Consider the following 17,999-nt stretch of genomic DNA (forward strand, 5'->3'; position numbering starts at 1 on the left):
CCTGACTCAGGCGTAGGTATAGGTGACGCTAATCACCGCCTGAATAGTTCCCTGGGTGGCACCGCCGTTGACCGTTAACGCTCTGACCTGTAACGGAAAACGGGTGGACTGCGTTGAGTCATCCACCTGAACGGATTTCGTGGCGCCATTGTTTAACGTGGTGCCTGCGTCATCCTGCAATTCGAGCTGAATATTGCCGGCGGTCCCCTGGTTTTTGTAATAACCGGTGCTGTCTGCGGTTCCGCTAAAGGTTGCGATGACCCGGGAGGTGCCGATCGGACAGTTAGTGAGTTCCAGCGCGGTACTGTGCCAGGCGGAAGCCGAACCTGCGGTTACCAGGCTGAAGGTATACAGGTCGCCGAGGTCAACGGTGGCATTGGTGGTAGACACCGTGCACGGCTTCGCCACCACCTTCCCGTTGACGGTAATCGTGATATCAGCGGCCTGAAGCCCTGAAGAGGCCGCTGTCAGTACGCTTGCCAGAAGCCACCCTACATAGTTGCGTTTCATCTCAGCCTCCGGTTACTGAAATTCAAGCGTGAATGTTGCTGTGGCATTGACGTGCCCGGCGGTGACCGGAATCTGCGTAGCCATCAGGCGTGCATAAAAGTTGAGGATGTTGGTCTGCCCAGGCGTGAGCGTGGTCCACGCGATGGATGATGACGCGGCATTGAGCGGCAGCATCGTCTGTTGGTTATTGAGGATCTGCACGCCCATGCCTGCGGCTGCCGAGGCACCGCTATCGATCTTCAATAGACTGGTGTTGCTGCCATCCTCCGTGCCGGTAAAGCCGACTTTGACTGCCGTAACCGAGTTACCGCAGGGAGAGAGGACAATACGGAATGGGACGAGCGGGGTTGTCGCCCCCACCGCATTAAACTGTTTAGCGGCGTTATTCATCAGGTCAACGGTAAAATCTTTTGACTCTCCCGCGACAGCGCAGGCATTGTCGCGGACGTAGCCGCTAATCGTAATCGTGCTGTCGGCGGTGAAGACATTGACGCAGGCCAGCGTCAGCACAGCGCCGAGGAAATACAGTGGTTTTTTCATCATCATTCCTTCCTTAACGGCACTCTGCAAAGAGCTGGCTCAGCACATGTTTCTGGCTCTCTTCCGGCAGGCGATACCGGGCCATGCAGTTAGCCCCCGGGCCTTCGCCCCATTTCACCTGAACGCTTCCCGCCAGCGGCATGCCGCTCAGGTAGACCTGGCCGTTATCTGCCACGATGCTGCCGCTCTGGTTATCGCCGGAGGTGACCATAGCGCCGAATGGCACGGGTTTGCCGTTGTGCGTCAGCGTCATCAGGATTTTTACCCCGACGTGGGCTTTAAATTCGGCGCGGACGATGGCGCCGTGGGTCGGCACGACGCTGACCACCGCATCATCGAGATCGACGTTATCCGCCAGGGTGTTGGTATCCAGCGCGACGCGGTTTTCCCTGTACTCAGTGGCGTACGGCATGACGGCATAACCGCGCCAGTCGGTACGTACGCCGGTCTGGTTCTCGACTTTCACGTCTCCGGCGCCAGGCGCTTTAATCAGCACTACCGTGTCATTTAATGGCTGGCTTAAGGTGATGCCGTTGGCATGGGCAAGTACACCGCCGCTCATCCCGTAGTACAGCTGTTTAAATCCATCGCTGTGGCTGTAGCCCACGTTAGCGTTGCCGTAGCCGCCGCGATAGTTCATCGCCGCGTAGCCGGTTCCGCCATTATTGCCTTCGCCACCGCTGGCATAACCGGTTTGCATGCTGTAGCTCAGGTTATTGTCTTCCAGCAGCGTGCCGTAAAGACCGGCCAGGTTAGTCATCCTGCCATTCAGGTCGTGCGACATGCTGTAGCTGGCGCTTGCGTGCCGCCAGACGGATTTGCTGTCGGAACGCAGCCAGTGGCTGAACGGAATATTGACGTTGAACGCTAACATCTGGTCGCGGCCCTGTTGCCAGGCGTTTTTGGTCAGGCTGTAGCTCAGCGTCCAGTTGATATCGTCAACGGCGGCATTTAACCCTAGCTGTAGCTGTTCGTCGGCCTTGTTGGTTGACCAGTAAGTTTGACGGCTGCCATTCACGTACAGTGTGGCAGTGCGCCCCAACTGCTGCGTTACGCTCATCTGAACCTTGCCCCGCTTGTTATAAGCAAGGTTGTAGTAGTCGGTGAATTTGGGTTTGACCTGAATCACGCCATCCTGGGTTTCAACGTCATAGCCACTCATCCTGCGGTAAGTGGTGTCGGCAAAGCTGTAATAGCCCTGGGTGGAATAACGGTATCCCACCAGTTGGACGTTGGTGCCGGTCTCATAGAGCGACTTGTTATAAAGGAAGCGTATCGATTGCCCCTGGTGAGAGCTGTCGTCAGGCAGGGTGGCGTTGGCCTGAGTTGCATCCAGCGAAACCGCGCCGAACTCGCCCATGTTCTTACCGACCCCTAAATTGAAGGCGCGATAGTTGTCGGCCAGTTGGGTGCCGCCATACAGCGTCCAGCCTGCCGGGAGCCCGTGCAGGAGGGTGCTCTGGAAGAACTTTGGTTTTTCCTGCTGGTCGTTGCCGCTGCGGTATTCACCAGCGGTCACTGCATAACGGGTGTGCCCTTCACGCTGTAACATTGGCACCGTAGACCACGGCACGCTGAAGACCTGGCTGGTGCCATCGGCCTCTTTGATGGTGACCTGGAGATCGCCGCCGTTGCCTGCGGCGTAGAGATCGTTAATTGTGAAGGGGCCCGGCGGCACCGTGCTCTGGTAGATTTCATAGCCGTTTTGTTTGATCGAGACCTGCGCCGTGCCGCGCGCAATGCCGTGGATGACCGGCGCAAAGCCTTTCTGGCTATCCGGCAGCATATTGTCGTCAGAGGCTAACTGGGCGCCACGGAAGTTAATCCCGTCGAAGATATCGCCGTTGGTGTAGCTGTCGCCAAGCGTCAGGCGGGCGCGCAGGGGGGTAATATCGCGCTCCAGCCAGCTGTTCACATGCTGCCATTTATTCTCATTACTGGACGCGCTACCGCCACTGCTGTAGCTCCAGATGGTGTTATCACGCAGACGCCAGGCGCCAAGGTTGAGGCCGCTTTGCAGGTTTAAATACGCGTAATTGCTGCTGTCGCTGGCATCGTTATGTACGTTGTTGCCGGTAAAGTTATAGTTCAGCAAACCGGCGTTAATCCCGTCATCCCAGAGTTCCGGTGGAATATAACCGCGCGCGCGATTGCCCATGAAAGCCTGCGGGACACTCAGGTACAGGCGCTGTTGGCTGACATCGAAGCGGGTGGTGGCATCTTTGACCATTTCCGTCAACGGTACGCAGGCGTCGGACGCCAGCGTATCCATACCGGTGATGGCCGACGTGCTGACCCCCATGCCAGCGAGCTGGCTGCGGGTCAGGCACGGTTCCAGTCGATGACCGTTTGCGCCAGCGTTAAACGTGACGTCGCGGGTAGTTATAAAGCCATCGTTCAGATAGATATCCACGCGATAGGCGCCAGGCGGCACCTCTTGCCCGTTTTCAAATCCAGAGAGATCCGCAACGGCCGAGGGATCGTCGGCCAGGAAACGGGGGTTAAAATAGAGATCTGCCCGCGCGAAACCCGCGAGGCAAAGCGCCAATGGTATCTGCGCAAGGACAAAAATAGAGAATGCTTTGCGCCGGGCGCGTTGGGAACCCAAACGGTCCAGTCCGTATTTGAGATGTGACATAGTCCCTCTGGTCCGAAGTCGCCCGGCTGTCAGTTCTTAATTGTAATGTGCGGGGGAGTCCTGTTGGTGGACGGCCCCTGTGTTAACGCAGAACGCCCTTCATTTGCGGGGTCAGTGCGCCATAGTCATTAATCGTCCGGTAGGTAATGTTGCTACCGGCATCAGGTGGCAACTTGACCGAGGTTTTACCCATTGGCGGCACCAGCGCATTTTCCAGCACGCGCGTGCCGGCATTGAGTTCGGTCACCGTCAGGTAATACGGCGTCGGGTTGTTGAGCGTCAGCGATGAACCGTTACGGTTAAAGGTCAGTTTTTCCGCCGCCTGATCCGGTGGCAGAGCCAGTTTCGTTGGGCGGTAGTAGAGTTTGATGCGGCTGATAATCGCCAGTTGTAAGGTGTTATCGCTGAGCTTTGATTTATCCATCGAAGGAATGGCTTTTACGTTTACCCAGAACAGGCTTTCCCGGTCCTGCGGTAACTGGTTGTTCGTGGCATCAATAATGCGCAAGGTATTCTCTTTCTTACCTTGCATCGCAAACAGCGGAGGGGTGATGACAAAACGACCATCTTTGCCGCCATCGGCGTTTTCAACCCATGACTGAATCAGATAGGTACTGTTATTGTCGTTATTGGTCACCGCCAGCTGAACCTGTTTTTGTCCAGCCGGATAGATAACCCGGGTTGCGCCCAGCGCCACGCCTGCTTCAGCGCTGGTGGAAAAACCGCTTGCGGCGAGCATCAAAAAGCCCGCCAGTAAGCCGCGTGTCATCTCCAGTGTTTTTTTCACATTTTCCCCTTTCGTACTCACCGTTGTTTCCTGTTTCCGGCATACCTGCTGGCTAATTACTGATAGGTCAGAGAGAACCAGATTTGAGCATTGGCGGCTCCCCCGGTGACCTGCTTCCCGGTCGCCCGATACTTCGCCACGAAATGAAGCGTGGTGGGGCCGCTATACAACTGCGTCCAGGCGCCCGGCGGGCTGTTGAGTGGAATCAATTGATTGTCTTTATCAAATAAAGCGATGCCTACGCCGGTTGCTATTCCCGGCCCTTCGCCAACTGAAAGCACCTCCGGGTTTTTGCCGTCGGCAACTCCGCGAAATGACACGCCTACGCGCTGACTCACGGCAGTGCTGCAATCCTGTAGATGAATATCGAATGGCACGGGGTTGGCATCTTCCCCAGACGAATGAAACCGATTACTGCTGATGCCCCATATTGACCGTCATCTGTTGATCTCCTGCTTCAACGCGGCAGGATTCGGCAATAATGACCCCCTGGAAACGCATGTTTCCCCCGGGCAACGTCACGTTCCAGTGATTGCCAGCCAGTGCCAGCGACGGAAACAGAAATATCAGCAGACCTGATCTCACTCCTTGCATCGTTATCACCCCTGTCCTGTTATGGATAACGGGCCATCCTGGCCCGGAATGCTTCCCTGTCAGACGTTTGAATTACTGGTATTGCACTTTGAAGGTCGCGTCTGCGTTCGCAGTACCGGCAGTTGCTGCGCCAGTTGCGTAGTAACGAGCCTGGAAAGGAATGATGTTAGTGCCGTCATTCAGCGTGGTAGCGCTGCTGAAGGTCGCGCCATCCAGCCCCAGAGCGGTGCCAGTTTTGTCGAGGATCTGTACGCCGACGTTAGTCGCGCCGCCTGATGCGGAACTCTGTAGCGCCAGAACGGTAGGGTTGGCGCCATTAACAGCAGTACCTGTGAACGCAACGGAAGCCTGGGTCGCAACGGTCGTGTCGCAATCATCCAGTTGAATGTTGAAACCCACAGCGGAGCTGGTGTTGCCTTCAGCAGCGAGTTTGGCGGAACGAACCTGGCCTAACTGAACTGTCTGATCGATAGAACCGGCATCAACTGCACAAGCGGCGTTAACGATTTCCCCTTTAAAATGCACGGTGCCGCCGTTTACCGTGGTGGTGTCGGCCAGGGCTGCTGTGGAGCTCAGGGACAGTGCTGACAGAACAACGATTGCCAGTGTTTTGATTTTCATGCGGTTTTCCTTTAAACAATGTCGATATTACGAACCGAAACTGGCAGTCGTTGTACCTTCCTGGCATTTCAGGTTTAAGCCGAATAGTTCGACTGCCGATCTTGCGCAGTTTTTACCCAACTGATGAGTCAATTGGGACCATTTTGACTCGTCGCAATAAATTTCTTAATTTCGTTTTTTTATGCGTTTTTCTGGAATTTAATTCTTATTTTTTGGTTTTTTATAGATGAATATATCTGAGGTGATCGTGAGTTATATCAACAAGACAAGTGGAAAGCAGAACTCGACGTGCGGAGAAAAGGTGCGGAAAAAAGGTGAGGATGTATGAAACGTAAAAAAATGTGAGTAAAAAAACAATTTTAAATCAGTTGGATATTTTTTTTTCGCAAAAAAAATGGACTTACAGGTTGCAGAAAATCACAAAATTCCTCTACGATATAGACAGTTTGGTCCCAATTGACTTGTTCAGCGTCTTATTTTTCCTTAGTTATCAATGAACTATATAGTTCATCATTTTTGATCTTCTGTTTTAGTAGCTTTTCCTCTAGCGGATTTACCCTTTCCCATAATCCTGCAAACCGGGCGGCATTACTGGCTGTATAACGTACGGTGTGGCGAATATTTCGGTGACCAAGGTAATCCTGGATTAGACGTGTATCTGTACCTCTTTCAGCAAGTTCATAACCACATGCATGTCGCAGCATATGCGGATGTGTGGTGGTGCTGGTTCCGGCCTTTTGACCAGCAGAACGTATTATACGGTATGCCTGCTGGCGGGAAAGTTGTGAGCCTTTGCGGGAAATAAACACCGCGTTTATTTTCTGCGCTCCTTTCCAGCTCGCACGAACCCGGCTCCAGCATTCAATGGCTTCACACTCGTCCGGCATGAGGGGATGAATAGTAGAAAAACCATTTTTCAGTCGGCGGATATTGATCCGACCTTCATAAAGATCAAAATCCCGGTAATGCAGGTTCAGTAGTTCACTTATACGCATTCCATGACGAAAGGCCAGCAGGATAAGACAATAATCTCGCTCTCCTGTCTGGCCATGACGTACGGCTTTCATCATGGCCTGAACTTCTCTGGCAGTAAGAAAACGGCGTCGGTTCATAATATTTCTCCTGGTATCAGAATGATAAAGAGTCAGCTCCAGTGATACGAATAACTGATAGCTAAAGCTAGGGATGTATTATTAATTGCACATATTGACCACTATCCCATTTTATTCTATGAAGCTCACAAAGCCCCATGTCAGTGGGCGACTTCATTCTAAAGATTTCATCAGACATCACAAGAAGACTATTCCGTATATTCTCAGAGGGGAAAAACGTATTCAGCGGGGGAATAACTAATCAGACCATGTCAGAGGTGTCAATTATACTGGTCAGAAAAAATAACACAGGATATAGTGTAGAAACATAAAATAGATAACCATACAGCCAATGCGACTATTACAGTGCCATCCATGGCACATAGCTTTATTCAGACTTATTTACTGTCTATATTTTTCTTTCCTTACAGTCTGCTACAGACATCTCTGTTTTTTGTTTTATTCCAGATGCCATAAAAACGACCAGCGTTACTGGCAGTATACCAGACAGTATGACGAATATTGCGATGGCCAAGGTAATCCTGAATCAAGCGGGTATCTATCCCCATATTTGCCAGAGCAAACCCACAGGAATGGCGAAGCATATGCGGGTGGGCACAAATTGCAAGTTTTGCTTTCTTCCCGGCTCTGGCGATTATCTGATAAAATTGCTGTCTTGAAAGGGGATTGCCTTTACGTGATAAAAATAACCATTCAGTTTCTGAATGTTGGCTTGTAAGGCGAATTTTCAGCCAGGACTTTATCGAACGAATTTCCTCTTCAAGTAAGGGATGGGTAGTTGAGAATCCTTTTTTTAATCGGTAAATATGTATACATTTATCCTTAAGGTCAATATCTGAGATACGCAGACGACATATTTCGCTTGCCCTTAGCCCATGAATAAAACACAGCAAAACCAGACAGCGATTACGCACTGCATAGGTTCCTGTACTAACAGCATTAAGAATTAAATTGATTTCATTTTGTGTCATAAACCTGCGTTTCTCTAGTCCATTATTATTTTTCATATCACCTGTTATCCTTTATTTTGCCGACATTCCGCTTATACCTGACTCTCTTCTAATGGATTAAAATCTGCCGAATAATAGCTTTTTCTTCAGGAAATAACCAGGTGTAGTTAAAAATAATGGTATGTTCTTAAATTTATGTAGAGTCACAAATGAATAATTAGTCATATGCAGAACTAATTTGTTTTTTGATATCGTAGATGAATTACATATCCGTAATGACGGGACTATCGCTGTAGTTATCATATGGTAATATGATTAATTTAACTTAAGGGTAATTGAATGGCGAAAAGATAAGGTGAATGAACCACATAAGATTCTACATAAATATATTATTCTCAATGGATTGATTTTTTTCGGCGTGTGCGGTGTATTGTTATTTCAATAGGCTATTTCACTCTTTCACACAGTTCATTTTACCGGGGTTGCAGGTTTTCTTCAGTTTGTATATGTCTTTCAATCTTTCTCGCTTTGATATCTACCATTAAGTCAGAACGGTTTGCTGCGGTGCGAAGCCTGTATACACTCTTCATATGTATTAGCTCAGACTTGATCTGGCTTTGTCACAATACAGAGTTTAATCTAATCTGACAGGCAGCTCTGTGCCAGGAGGAGACGTTGCTAACCAATACCATTTTGACTCCTTATGTAGCAGGTGAAATTGTCAGTTCCAGTATTCATATTTCGCCGTCATTACGGCGTTATGTTTGTCCACATACTGTTTACCTGTCCGAGCAGTTGGGGTTATCGTGATATCCATATTGGCGCGTGTGCATTCTCCATGTGAGTTCCACTCCTCGCAGGTGGCCAGTGTTTTTTCGATGGTGAAATACGTCTGGGTCTTGCTCAGGGTCAACTCACGGCCCTCGTTATCATAGCCATACTCTTCTATGGTTGAGGGTGATTGGGTTTTGATCAGGCGATGATTGCCATCATAACTATATACAATCGTATTATTATCTATCGCCATACTTCCTTTGCTTGCCGCGCTTGCCAGTAATCCTGATGAATTGAAGGCGTAGTCGATTGTGCCCACTACGGTTTTGTCTTTATCTTCTGGTTTTGTGGCCGCGATAACCGAACGATTAACTGCACGGCTGATAATTCCTTTATCGTTAAGCAGGTACATTCCCTCAAGAGTCTGCCGATATGCCTGCGTGGTTTTCTGGCTGTTTTTATCGGCTATGACGCCGTTTGAGTCCACCTGGATGCGCCAGCCAAATTCCGTTTTATTCAACTGAATTTCAGAGGTTGCCGTGAAAACTGCTTTCTGGCCTGTTGAGGTTTTGACCTCTTTCATACGGCCGCCAATTAATTCACCGCATTGACTGAAGTTGCTTTGAACCGATGTGCGGAGATATCCATCAGGACTATCAATAGTGATTGATACAGATTTGGGAATTTCAGTTCTTGTTGGCTCGCTCAGAAGGATGAAGTTGTTCAGTTTGTTTTTAGCGAAGGTTTCCGCAGTGCATTGTGCTGCATAAGTCTGAAATGTGCAGAGGGATAAGAGAGTAATTAACAGTTTTTTATTATTGAATGACATTATTTGTTGTCCTCATGAACCGATCAGTTATCCAGATTTGGTTACGTTGGCGAAGTTTTGTTTCATTGGCTGCTCGTCTGGTTTGACTCACTTGTCAATCAATGGCTTCACTATAATCTGGCTACATGCTTTGTACAAGAGAGTCCGCTCCTCGCTCAGAGAGGACACTCAGGTTTAATAATGCAATACGTTCAGCTCAAGTAGTATTACTACTGATAAATCATTTTATGATGGCGTGGAGAACGGGGGATTCTGGTAATGGTAAGAAGTGAAAGGGAAAGAAATGTATGTTGCAGGTGGACGGACTTGTGAAGATCCCCATATGACTAGTGGAGGGCGTATGTTGTCAGATTCCCCCGTTTTCCTCGTGCTTTTGCATCATTATGAACAGTTAGAAATGAAAAGAACCGTAGCTGACCGTAGAAAGACCGTATCTGGAAGTAAGAGATAGGCTTGTCAGAGGGTATATATGTCTTTAAATGCAACGAACATCTAAGAAAATGGCGAGAAATCCAGCAAGCAAATAACGTCCTGCAATGACCAGAAATCTACCGGAACCCCACAAAGCAAAAAACCAGCCCGTAGGCTGGTTTCTTTAAATAGTGGTGCCCGGACTCGGAATCGAACCAAGGACACGGGGATTTTCAATCCCCTGCTCTACCGACTGAGCTATCCGGGCAACGGGGCGCATTAAACCGTAAAGGGGCGCAGGCGTCAACGGCTTTCCATGAAAAAAATGACAAAAGACAGCTGACTGCCTGCTTTTCACGCAAAAAACGCAAAATTGGCTCTAATTACGTCAACGCGCCGCCCTGACGGCAGCGGGCAAAGCGCAGTATATCCTCCGCCAGACGGTGAGCAGTATCCACATCAGCCTGGCTGCGATTGACCAGCATTCGGCTGAGGCAACCTTCCAGCACCAGTTCCATCTGTTTCGCCACCATCGCCGGGTCGTCAATTTCGAGCGTTGTCAGCAATTCGTGGGTGAAGTCATGCGCCGCCCGTTTTTGCTGATCGGCCAGTTGGTGAATAGGGTGGGCAGGATCGGGATAAAACGTACAGGCAGCAATAAACAGACAACCGGGGTAGCGGTTGTTGCTCACGCACTCCGAAAGCGCGTTGTAGCGCGCCAGCAGTTTTTGTTCTGCGGTAAGGGTTTCATCAAGCAAAAGCTGGCGACGCCAGATGTCTACCTGTTGACTCAGATAACGCAGGGCGTCGTACAGAATAGCCTCTTTATCGGGCCAGAAGCGCTGTAACTCATCAAGCGGATAATCAATGCGTTCTGCCACCATCTCAAGCGTGGTGTTTGCTATCCCTTGAACCTCAAGTAATTTCAGGGCTTCTCCCAGGACATCTTCACGTTGCACGGTATTCTCCTCCGTCTTTCCCACAGAAAGTGTCGCTCACGGTTGGCGATCGCGCAAATGTGCGCTAAAGGTCGTCGCATCCATAAAGCCCGTCACTCGCGCATTCGGGTGCTCATGGCCTTGCGCATCAAAAAACAGGATTGTCGGTAAACCCAGCACATTCAGGTGCCTGAGTAAGGCGACATCCTGCGCATTGTTAGCGGTGACATTAGCCTGTAGCAGCACGGTGTCGCCCAGCGTCTGCTGAACCTGCGGATCGCTGAAGGTGTACTTCTCAAACTCTTTACAGGCGACGCACCAGTCGGCGTAGAGATCCAGCATTACCGGCTTTCCTTTTGCCTCTGCCAGCGCCTGATTTAACGCATCGACTGTCGTAATCGGCTTGAAGTTCAGGTGCGCCTGCGTCTGGGCGGTTGTTGCGCCAAACGCCCAGTCCTGTAACGGGCGTACGCTGATCAGCGCCGCCGCCAGCAGGATGATTTGCACAATGCGCATCCCGCCGCGTCTGGCGTGCAGGCTGGTAATAAACGCCCAGCCGAAGAAGGCGACGCCCAGCAGCGACCACAGACGCAGCCCCCACTCGTCGCCGATTACCCGCTCCAGCAAAAAGACCGGTAGCGCGAGGATCACAAAGCCAAAAGCGGTTTTGACGTGTTCCATCCACGGGCCGCTTTTCGGTAGCAGACGGTTGCCAAACACGGTGACCAGAATCAGCGGCAGCCCCATGCCCAGCGCGTAGAGATACAGCGTTCCACCGCCAAGCCACATGTTCCCGCTCTGGGCGATGTACAGCAAAATGGCGCTCAGTGGCGCGGTGGTGCATGGCGAGCAGATAAGCCCGGCAATCGCGCCCATGACAAATACGCCACCAGGAGAGCCGCCCTGCTGACGGTTACTCATCAACGTGAGGCGCGTTTGCAATGAAGAAGGCAGCTGTAGCGTGAACAGTCCGAACATTGACAGCGCCAGCAGCGTGAAGACCAGCGCAAGGCCGATTAGCACATAAGGGTGCTGGAGCGCTGCCTGGAACTGTAGCCCGGCAGCGGCCACAACCAGCCCCAGCGCGGTGTAGGTGAGCGCCATACCCTGTACGTAGATAAAGGTCAGCAGCAGCGCGCGTCCGGTTGAGAGGCGTTGTTTACCGCCGAGCACAATGCCGGAAATCAGCGGATACATCGGCAGGACGCAGGGCGTAAAGGCGATCCCGATGCCAATCAGCAATGCCCACAGCGCGGAGAAAGGCAGCCGGGCGGCAGGTTGCGGCGTCTCTTCCGTTTGCGCTGCGACCGGCGACGGCGTGGATTTAGCCACCGTGCTGGCGCTCACTTCGCTTAACGGCACGGTTTTGGTTTCCGGCGGATAGCAGAAGCCTGCGTCAGCACAGCCCTGATACGTCACGGTTAACGTCGCGCCGGATGCGGCCTGGTTAACGATGAGCGGAATGTTTAAGCGCTTGCGGTAGATTTCGCTTTTGCCATAAAACTCATCTTCATGCCAGACGCCCGCCGGGAGCCGGACTTCGGCAATTTCGGCCTGAGAGGGGGTGATGCTTATCTGTTTGCGGTAAAGATAGTAGCCGTCTTTCACCTGCCAGGAGAGGTTCAGGTCATGTTGATTCTGCTGAAAATCAAAGGAAAAAGCCTGGTCAGCAGGGACAAACTGCGAGCGGCCTGGTGCGTCAAATAATCCGGCGAAGGCGGATGTGCTACACAGCAGCAGGATCAGCGTAAGGATGCGTTGAGCCATGAGAGGTAATCAGTGTCTCCGTGAGTGACGGGTAAAACCAGAAGTTCAGGCGTTTGATACGGGTGGTGAGACTTCAGGCATTCAAGAAGCGCTTGCTGGTGCGAAACGGTGGTTTTTAAAATCATCTGCACTTCGTATTCCTGCTCCAGTTTGCCCTCCCAGTAATACAAGGATGTCGCGCCCGGCAGTAACGTGGCGCAGGCGGCCAGTTTTTCCGCCAGCACCTTAGCGGCCAGATCCTGGGCTGTCGCTTCATCCGGCGCGGTACAGAGCACCACGACGGCCTCGGGGATGGAGATATCCTGACTATTATCATCAAGCATAAACACCTCGAAAGAACAGAAAGAGCAGCAAGAGTGTGGTCACTATACAACGGAAGGCGGCGGGATGTTAGTCAAAGCGGAGGTAAGAAAGCGGGGCGCGTATACGCCCCGCGAGGAGAACTTACAGCATGACGCTGCCCAACAGGAAGCCGAAGCAAACGGCAAGGGCAACACCCAGCGTACCTGGGATAAAGAACGGGTGGTTAAAGACGAATTTACCGATACGGGTTGTACCGGTGTCATCCATCTGAACCGCAGCGACCAGCGTTGGGTAGGTCGGCAGAATGAACAGGCCGGAAACCGCAGCGAAAGACGCGACAGCGGTCAGCGGAGAGACGTTCAGCGCCAGCGCCATTGGCATCAACGCTTTCGCTGTGGCTGCCTGAGAGTACAGCAGAGCGGAAGCAAAGAAGAAGATGACGGCCAGCAGCCACGGATGGCCCTGAATCACGCTACCCGCAGTGTCTTTGATCCAGTCGATGTTGTGAGAAACGAAAGTATCGCCCAACCATGCTACGCCCAGAATACAGATACAGGCGCTCATACCCGCTTTAAAGGTACTGGAGTTCAGGATGGAGTCCGTTTCGACACGGCAGACGATGGTCGTCAGCGTTGCGACGCTCAGCATGATGATCAGAATCGCGTTGGTGGTGTTCATCAGCGGTGTTGCGACCAGACCGAGGCTTGGACTGTTGACGATGGCATAAACCACGACGCAGACAACGCCCAGCAGGAACAGCCAGACCGAGGTTTTTGCCATCGGTTTGATTTCAATTTGCTTTTCGCCGCGCAGCTCGATCAGCCCTTCTTCCAGACGTTTGCGGTAAACCGGGTCGTCAGAAAGTTTAGAGTTAAACAGCATTGTGACCAGGAAGGACATCACCAGTACCGCCAGCAGAGTGGACGGAATCACCACGGACAACAGGTGAATATAGCTGATGCCATGACCTTCCATGACGGAAGACATGTACACAACCGCCGCAGAGATAGGCGATGCGGTGATCGCAATCTGTGCGGAAACCACCGCGGTGGAGAGCGGACGGCAAGGTTTGATGCCTTGCTCCTTCGCCACTTCAGCGATAACCGGCAGGGTTGCCAGAGAGATGTTGCCAGTACCGGCAAAGATAGTCAGGAAATAAGTGACGATCGGTGCAAGGATCGTGATGTATTTCGGGTTTTTGCGCAGCAGTTTTTCCGTCTGGTTAACCAGATAGTCCAGACCGCCCGCAACCTGCATTGCGGAGATGGCAGCGATAACCGCCATGATGATGGAAATAACATCGAACGGGATATTCCCTGGTTTAACGCCGATGGCTGCAAGAACCAGAACGCCAAGCCCACCTGCAAATCCAATACCGATGCCCCCAAGTCTGGCACCCAAAAAGATTGCCAGCAAAACGATGATAAGTTCTAAAACTATCATATTAGCCTTCCTTGTTGTTTAACAAGTTGATATTAAATTGTTGTTATTTGGTAACTTATGACAAGAAAAAAGGCACGTCATCTGACGTGCCTCCTGTGTTACTACCCTGTACGATTACTGTTCGCTTTCATCAGTATAACGTTTTGCTTTGTAAGCCGGGTGCATCAGGTTCTGTGCGGAGAAAATATCGTCCAGCTCTGCTTCAGTCAACAGGCCGCGCTCCAGCACCACTTCACGGACGCTCTTACCGGTCTCGGCGCAAATCTTACCAACGATGTCGCCGTTGTGGTGGCCGATGAACGGGTTGAGGTAGGTGACGATGCCGATGGAGTTATAAACGTATCCTTCGCACACTTCTTTGTTTGCGGTAATGCCGTTAATGCATTTTTCCAGCAGGTTGTAGCAGGCATTGCTCAGAATGTGGATAGATTCAAACATCGCCTGGCCGATAACCGGCTCCATTACGTTCAGCTGCAACTGGCCTGCTTCGGCTGCCATCGTTACGGTGGTGTCGTTACCGATGACTTTGAAGCATACCTGGTTAACAACTTCTGGTACTACCGGGTTTACTTTCGCTGGCATGATAGAAGAGCCCGCCTGTAGTTCCGGCAGGTTGATCTCGTTCAGACCCGCGCGTGGGCCTGAGGAGAGCAAACGCAGGTCGTTACAGATTTTAGACATCTTCACAGCCAGACGTTTCAGCGCGCTGTGTACCATGACATAAGCGCCGCAGTCGGATGTTGCTTCAATCAGGTCTTCTGCCGGTACGCAGGCAAAGCCAGTGACTTCAGCCAGTTTCTGCACCGCCAGCGGAGAGTATTCTTTCGGGGTGTTCAGGCCAGTACCGATTGCCGTCGCGCCGAGGTTAACTTCCAGCAGCAGCTCAGCAGTACGTTCAATGCTTTTCACTTCTTCTTTCAGCAGTACGCTGAAAGCGCGGAATTCCTGGCCGAGGGTCATTGGTACAGCATCCTGCAACTGGGTACGACCCATTTTCAGGATGTCCTGGAACTCAACGGCTTTACGCTCGAAGCCTTCACGCAACTGATTGATTGCATCAATGAGTTTGACGATAGACGCGTAAACGGCAACACGGAAACCGGTCGGATAGGCGTCGTTGGTGGACTGACATTTATTCACATGGTCGTTCGGGTTCAGGTACTGATATTCACCTTTCTGATGACCCATCAGCTCCAGCCCGATATTGGCCAGCACTTCGTTGGTGTTCATGTTGACGGAAGTACCTGCACCGCCCTGGTAAACGTCTACCGGGAACTGGTCCATGCATTTGCCGTTATTCAGGACTTCATCACATGCGGCAATGATGGCGTTGGCCACACTTTTAGGGATGGTTTGCAGCTCTTTGTTGGCCAGGGCCGCTGCCTTTTTTACCATTACCATACCGCGTACAAATTCAGGGATATCGCTGATTTTGTTATTGCTAATGTAGAAGTTTTCAATCGCTCTCAGAGTGTGAACACCATAGTAGGCATCCGCTGGAACTTCCCTGGTACCCAACAAATCTTCTTCGATACGAATGTTGTTTAACATGTGAACCTTCTTTTTCAAGCTGCCAATAATTACATAAACACACAGGATATATGTGGTTTCGAATGTTTCCTGACCGACGATTATCCCCTGCATCGGTCTGATACTCGAGATCATATTCTGCTTCAGGATTTCTACCGTAACCTGGATCACTTAAAGTGTGGGAAGTTACCCCTTATTTATTATTTTGTGAAATAGGTCACCGCTTTGGGATTACCACTAAAAATAAGTGTACAAACAGCTTGAAATTTTGCTAACCGTCTCAACATCTGACGCATGCGAATCGCGCACCCATATCAGACAGACGTGATGAAAACGGCTGTCATTTACAGGAGAGTCCTTTGCGCTGGATACCGTTTATTGCCATCTTTCTCTATGTTTACATTGAGATTTCTATTTTTATCCAGGTCGCCCATGTGCTGGGCGTCCTGATGACGCTGATCCTGGTGATTTTCACCTCGGTCATTGGTATGTCGCTGGTGCGAAACCAGGGTTTCAAGAACTTTTTGTTGATGCAGCAGAAAATGGCGGCTGGCGAAAGTCCGGCGGCGGAGATGGTCAAGAGCGTGTCGCTGATCATCGCGGGCCTGCTGCTGGTGCTGCCCGGCTTCTTCACCGACTTCCTGGGGCTGCTTCTTTTATTGCCGCCCGTGCAGAAACACCTGACCATGAAGCTGCTGCCGCATTTGCGTTTTTCCCGTATGCCTGGCGGCGGTTTTAGCGCCGGAACGGGCGGCGGCGAGACGTTTGACGGTGAGTTTCAGCGTAAAGAGGACGAGCGTGACCGTTTAGATCATAAAGACGACCGCAAGGATTAAATCAAACGTTGAACCGTAGGCCGGATAAACCGCTTCAGCGGCGCCATCCGGCATAAATGCCCGGTGGCGCTATGCTTACCGGGTCTACAACTGCTGACGCTTAGCCAACCTGCGGGGTAAAAACAGCCACAGCGCCGTCAGCATAATCAGCGCGTACAGGCACTTCCATCCCACCATTGCCAGCAATAACAGACACAGCAGAGCGCCAGTCACCGCCAGCGCGCGATAGCGTCCTGCCAGCAACCGACACCCGGCCAGCATACACAGCAAGTAGATCATAATGAAAATGCCGTTGGCATAGACGATCAGCGCGTCGAGATTGATCTCAAGGATGTAAATGCACAATGTGCTGAGTACGCAACAGCCCAGTACGGCGTTCAGCGCATTGCGGGGAACGCGGCGGGCAGAAAGGCGCGCCAGATAATGGTCTGGCCTGTCCTGCGCCTGTGACCAGACAAGGCGGGCGAAACTCTGGATATAGATATTCAGGCTGGCGAAGCAGGCCAGATAACCAATAATGCAGGCGACCCACAGCGCCTGTACGCCAAACAATCGCACGACGATGTCAGGGAGCGACGCTGCCGCCGCCATTTGCGCGCCGTAGGCGTCAAAATGCAGAACCGCCACCGTACACGCCCAATAAACGGAGCCAGCCAGCAGCAGACCGATCATCAGCGCGCGCGGGAAATCGCGTTCAGGGTTTTTAAATTCCGATGCCAGATGGGCGAACGCTTCAAGGCCGACAAAGCACCAGAACATAACCGACAGCGCGGCGAACAAGGCGGGCAGCTCAATATCCGCAGGGGCAGGGAACGGAATTTTGTTCGGCTTGAGATCGCCCGCCCACCAGATGGCGACAATCAGCGCCACAATCAGCCCGGCAATGATCGTTTGCAGGTTGGCGCTGGAGCTGGCGCCGCGAGAGCCAATGAACCACACCAGCGCCAGCGTGCCGAATTCCGCCAGTAAAAGCTGCCAGCCGTGCCAGCCAAACATCGCCTGACCGAATCCGGCGGCGATATGCAGCGCCGCTGGCAGGCCGACGGGGATGACCGACAGGAACAGCCATCCGGTGACGCGCGCCATTCGCGAACCAAACGCCATCCCGACAAAATGCGCCACGCCGCCCGCACTGGGGAAATGACGCCCCAGGATGGCAAAAACAATCGCCACAGGAAAGACTAAAACGATGAGCGCAGGCCAGGCCCACAGGCTGTTATTGCCCGCCACCAGCGCGGCCAGCGCCGGGACGGCAAAGACGCCGGTTCCTAACAGTGATGTCGACAACAGGCCCACGCCCTGAGCCAGTCCCAGCTCTTGTTTTAGTCCACTCATGAGTCACTATCCGGTTACGCCCAATTTTTGGGCAACTGCGCAGATTTTCGATGGTAACACAATCGGATTTACTTATGACGG

15 protein-coding genes, 1 tRNA gene and 1 pseudogene are annotated in these 17,999 nt (G+C 51.8%); 1 reads left to right on the forward strand and 16 read right to left on the reverse strand.

The genetic code is table 11. The features are described from left to right. Window positions 1-6: 6 nt before the first annotated feature. The 15 genes and pseudogenes from fimG to aspA form a co-directional block, all read right to left on the reverse strand. Entirely contained in the window at window positions 7-510 is a 504-nt protein-coding gene (fimG, locus tag OGV67_RS19245; protein WP_115615226.1) for a type 1 fimbrial minor subunit FimG, read from the reverse strand. 12 nt (window positions 511-522) lie between these two features. Continuing rightward, window positions 523-1,053, reverse strand: coding sequence for a type 1 fimbrial adaptor subunit FimF (gene fimF, locus OGV67_RS19250; protein ID WP_286465923.1), 531 nt, complete (start codon window positions 1,051-1,053; stop codon window positions 523-525). A 10-nt stretch (window positions 1,054-1,063) separates the two neighbouring features. Then, window positions 1,064-3,688: a fimbrial biogenesis usher protein gene (locus OGV67_RS19255; protein ID WP_114848039.1), complete on the reverse strand. Its 2,625-nt coding sequence runs from the start codon at window positions 3,686-3,688 to the stop codon at window positions 1,064-1,066. Between the two features lie 82 nt (window positions 3,689-3,770). Next, on the reverse strand, window positions 3,771-4,475 hold the full coding sequence (locus OGV67_RS19260; protein WP_160880302.1) for a fimbria/pilus periplasmic chaperone: 705 nt from the start codon (window positions 4,473-4,475) through the stop codon (window positions 3,771-3,773). A 56-nt stretch (window positions 4,476-4,531) separates the two neighbouring features. Continuing rightward, window positions 4,532-5,069 (reverse strand): annotated as a pseudogene (gene fimI, locus OGV67_RS19265) (type 1 fimbrial minor subunit FimI). Between the two features lie 72 nt (window positions 5,070-5,141). Then, window positions 5,142-5,690, reverse strand: coding sequence for a type 1 fimbrial major subunit FimA (gene fimA / locus OGV67_RS19270; RefSeq protein WP_012134480.1), 549 nt, complete (start codon window positions 5,688-5,690; stop codon window positions 5,142-5,144). A 473-nt stretch (window positions 5,691-6,163) separates the two neighbouring features. Then, on the reverse strand, window positions 6,164-6,802 hold the full coding sequence (locus tag OGV67_RS19275) for a tyrosine-type DNA invertase (protein WP_012134479.1): 639 nt from the start codon (window positions 6,800-6,802) through the stop codon (window positions 6,164-6,166). A gap of 404 nt (window positions 6,803-7,206) precedes the next feature. Then, window positions 7,207-7,809 carry a tyrosine-type DNA invertase gene (locus tag OGV67_RS19280; RefSeq protein WP_012134478.1) on the reverse strand — a complete coding sequence of 201 codons (603 nt, stop codon included), beginning with the start codon at window positions 7,807-7,809 and terminating at the stop codon, window positions 7,207-7,209. A gap of 664 nt (window positions 7,810-8,473) precedes the next feature. Then, window positions 8,474-9,355, reverse strand: a complete 882-nt coding sequence (locus OGV67_RS19285; protein ID WP_115182182.1) for a hypothetical protein — start codon at window positions 9,353-9,355, stop codon at window positions 8,474-8,476. Window positions 9,356-9,958: 603 nt separating this feature from the next. Next, window positions 9,959-10,034, reverse strand: a tRNA-Phe gene (locus OGV67_RS19290). A gap of 115 nt (window positions 10,035-10,149) precedes the next feature. Beyond that, a complete protein-coding gene (locus tag OGV67_RS19295; RefSeq protein ID WP_024130805.1) occupies window positions 10,150-10,725 on the reverse strand; it encodes a transcriptional regulator in 576 nt (191 codons plus the stop codon). 36 nt (window positions 10,726-10,761) lie between these two features. After that, entirely contained in the window at window positions 10,762-12,471 is a 1,710-nt protein-coding gene (locus OGV67_RS19300; RefSeq protein WP_200003645.1) for a protein-disulfide reductase DsbD, read from the reverse strand. Next, window positions 12,447-12,794, reverse strand: coding sequence for a divalent cation tolerance protein CutA (gene cutA, locus OGV67_RS19305; protein WP_012134473.1), 348 nt, complete (start codon window positions 12,792-12,794; stop codon window positions 12,447-12,449). Before cutA ends, OGV67_RS19300 begins: the two co-directional genes overlap by 25 nt. 121 nt (window positions 12,795-12,915) lie before the next feature. Beyond that, on the reverse strand, window positions 12,916-14,217 hold the full coding sequence (gene dcuA / locus OGV67_RS19310) for an anaerobic C4-dicarboxylate transporter DcuA (protein WP_012134471.1): 1,302 nt from the start codon (window positions 14,215-14,217) through the stop codon (window positions 12,916-12,918). A 114-nt stretch (window positions 14,218-14,331) separates the two neighbouring features. After that, entirely contained in the window at window positions 14,332-15,768 is a 1,437-nt protein-coding gene (gene aspA, locus OGV67_RS19315) for an aspartate ammonia-lyase (protein WP_024130804.1), read from the reverse strand. A 338-nt stretch (window positions 15,769-16,106) separates the two neighbouring features. Here aspA and OGV67_RS19320 point away from each other — a divergent pair, with 338 nt between their 5' ends. Continuing rightward, window positions 16,107-16,583, forward strand: coding sequence for an FxsA family protein (locus tag OGV67_RS19320; RefSeq protein WP_200003654.1), 477 nt, complete (start codon window positions 16,107-16,109; stop codon window positions 16,581-16,583). An 84-nt stretch (window positions 16,584-16,667) separates the two neighbouring features. On the opposite strand, the gene yjeH is transcribed toward OGV67_RS19320, so the two are convergent. Next, on the reverse strand, window positions 16,668-17,918 hold the full coding sequence (yjeH, locus tag OGV67_RS19325; protein ID WP_071257317.1) for an L-methionine/branched-chain amino acid transporter: 1,251 nt from the start codon (window positions 17,916-17,918) through the stop codon (window positions 16,668-16,670). Between the last annotated feature and the right edge of the window lie 81 nt (window positions 17,919-17,999).

The sequence above is a fragment of the Citrobacter sp. CK188 genome (assembly GCF_030333525.1).
In the GTDB taxonomy this organism is placed as follows: Bacteria; Pseudomonadota; Gammaproteobacteria; order Enterobacterales; family Enterobacteriaceae; genus Citrobacter_B; species Citrobacter_B koseri.

What these genes read in the sequence shown, in the direction of transcription:
- fimG (WP_115615226.1), bottom strand. Translation starts at nt 510, where the DNA reads ATGAAACGCAACTATGTAGGGTGGCTTCTGGCAAGCGTACTGACAGCG.
- fimF (WP_286465923.1), bottom strand. Translation starts at nt 1,053, where the DNA reads ATGATGAAAAAACCACTGTATTTCCTCGGCGCTGTGCTGACGCTGGCC.
- OGV67_RS19255 (WP_114848039.1), bottom strand. Translation starts at nt 3,688, where the DNA reads ATGTCACATCTCAAATACGGACTGGACCGTTTGGGTTCCCAACGCGCC.
- fimA (WP_012134480.1), bottom strand. Translation starts at nt 5,690, where the DNA reads ATGAAAATCAAAACACTGGCAATCGTTGTTCTGTCAGCACTGTCCCTG.
- OGV67_RS19275 (WP_012134479.1), bottom strand. Translation starts at nt 6,802, where the DNA reads ATGAACCGACGCCGTTTTCTTACTGCCAGAGAAGTTCAGGCCATGATG.
- OGV67_RS19280 (WP_012134478.1), bottom strand. Translation starts at nt 7,809, where the DNA reads ATGAAAAATAATAATGGACTAGAGAAACGCAGGTTTATGACACAAAAT.
- OGV67_RS19285 (WP_115182182.1), bottom strand. Translation starts at nt 9,355, where the DNA reads ATGTCATTCAATAATAAAAAACTGTTAATTACTCTCTTATCCCTCTGC.
- OGV67_RS19300 (WP_200003645.1), bottom strand. Translation starts at nt 12,471, where the DNA reads ATGGCTCAACGCATCCTTACGCTGATCCTGCTGCTGTGTAGCACATCC.
- cutA (WP_012134473.1), bottom strand. Translation starts at nt 12,794, where the DNA reads ATGCTTGATGATAATAGTCAGGATATCTCCATCCCCGAGGCCGTCGTG.
- dcuA (WP_012134471.1), bottom strand. Translation starts at nt 14,217, where the DNA reads ATGATAGTTTTAGAACTTATCATCGTTTTGCTGGCAATCTTTTTGGGT.
- aspA (WP_024130804.1), bottom strand. Translation starts at nt 15,768, where the DNA reads ATGTTAAACAACATTCGTATCGAAGAAGATTTGTTGGGTACCAGGGAA.
- yjeH (WP_071257317.1), bottom strand. Translation starts at nt 17,918, where the DNA reads ATGAGTGGACTAAAACAAGAGCTGGGACTGGCTCAGGGCGTGGGCCTG.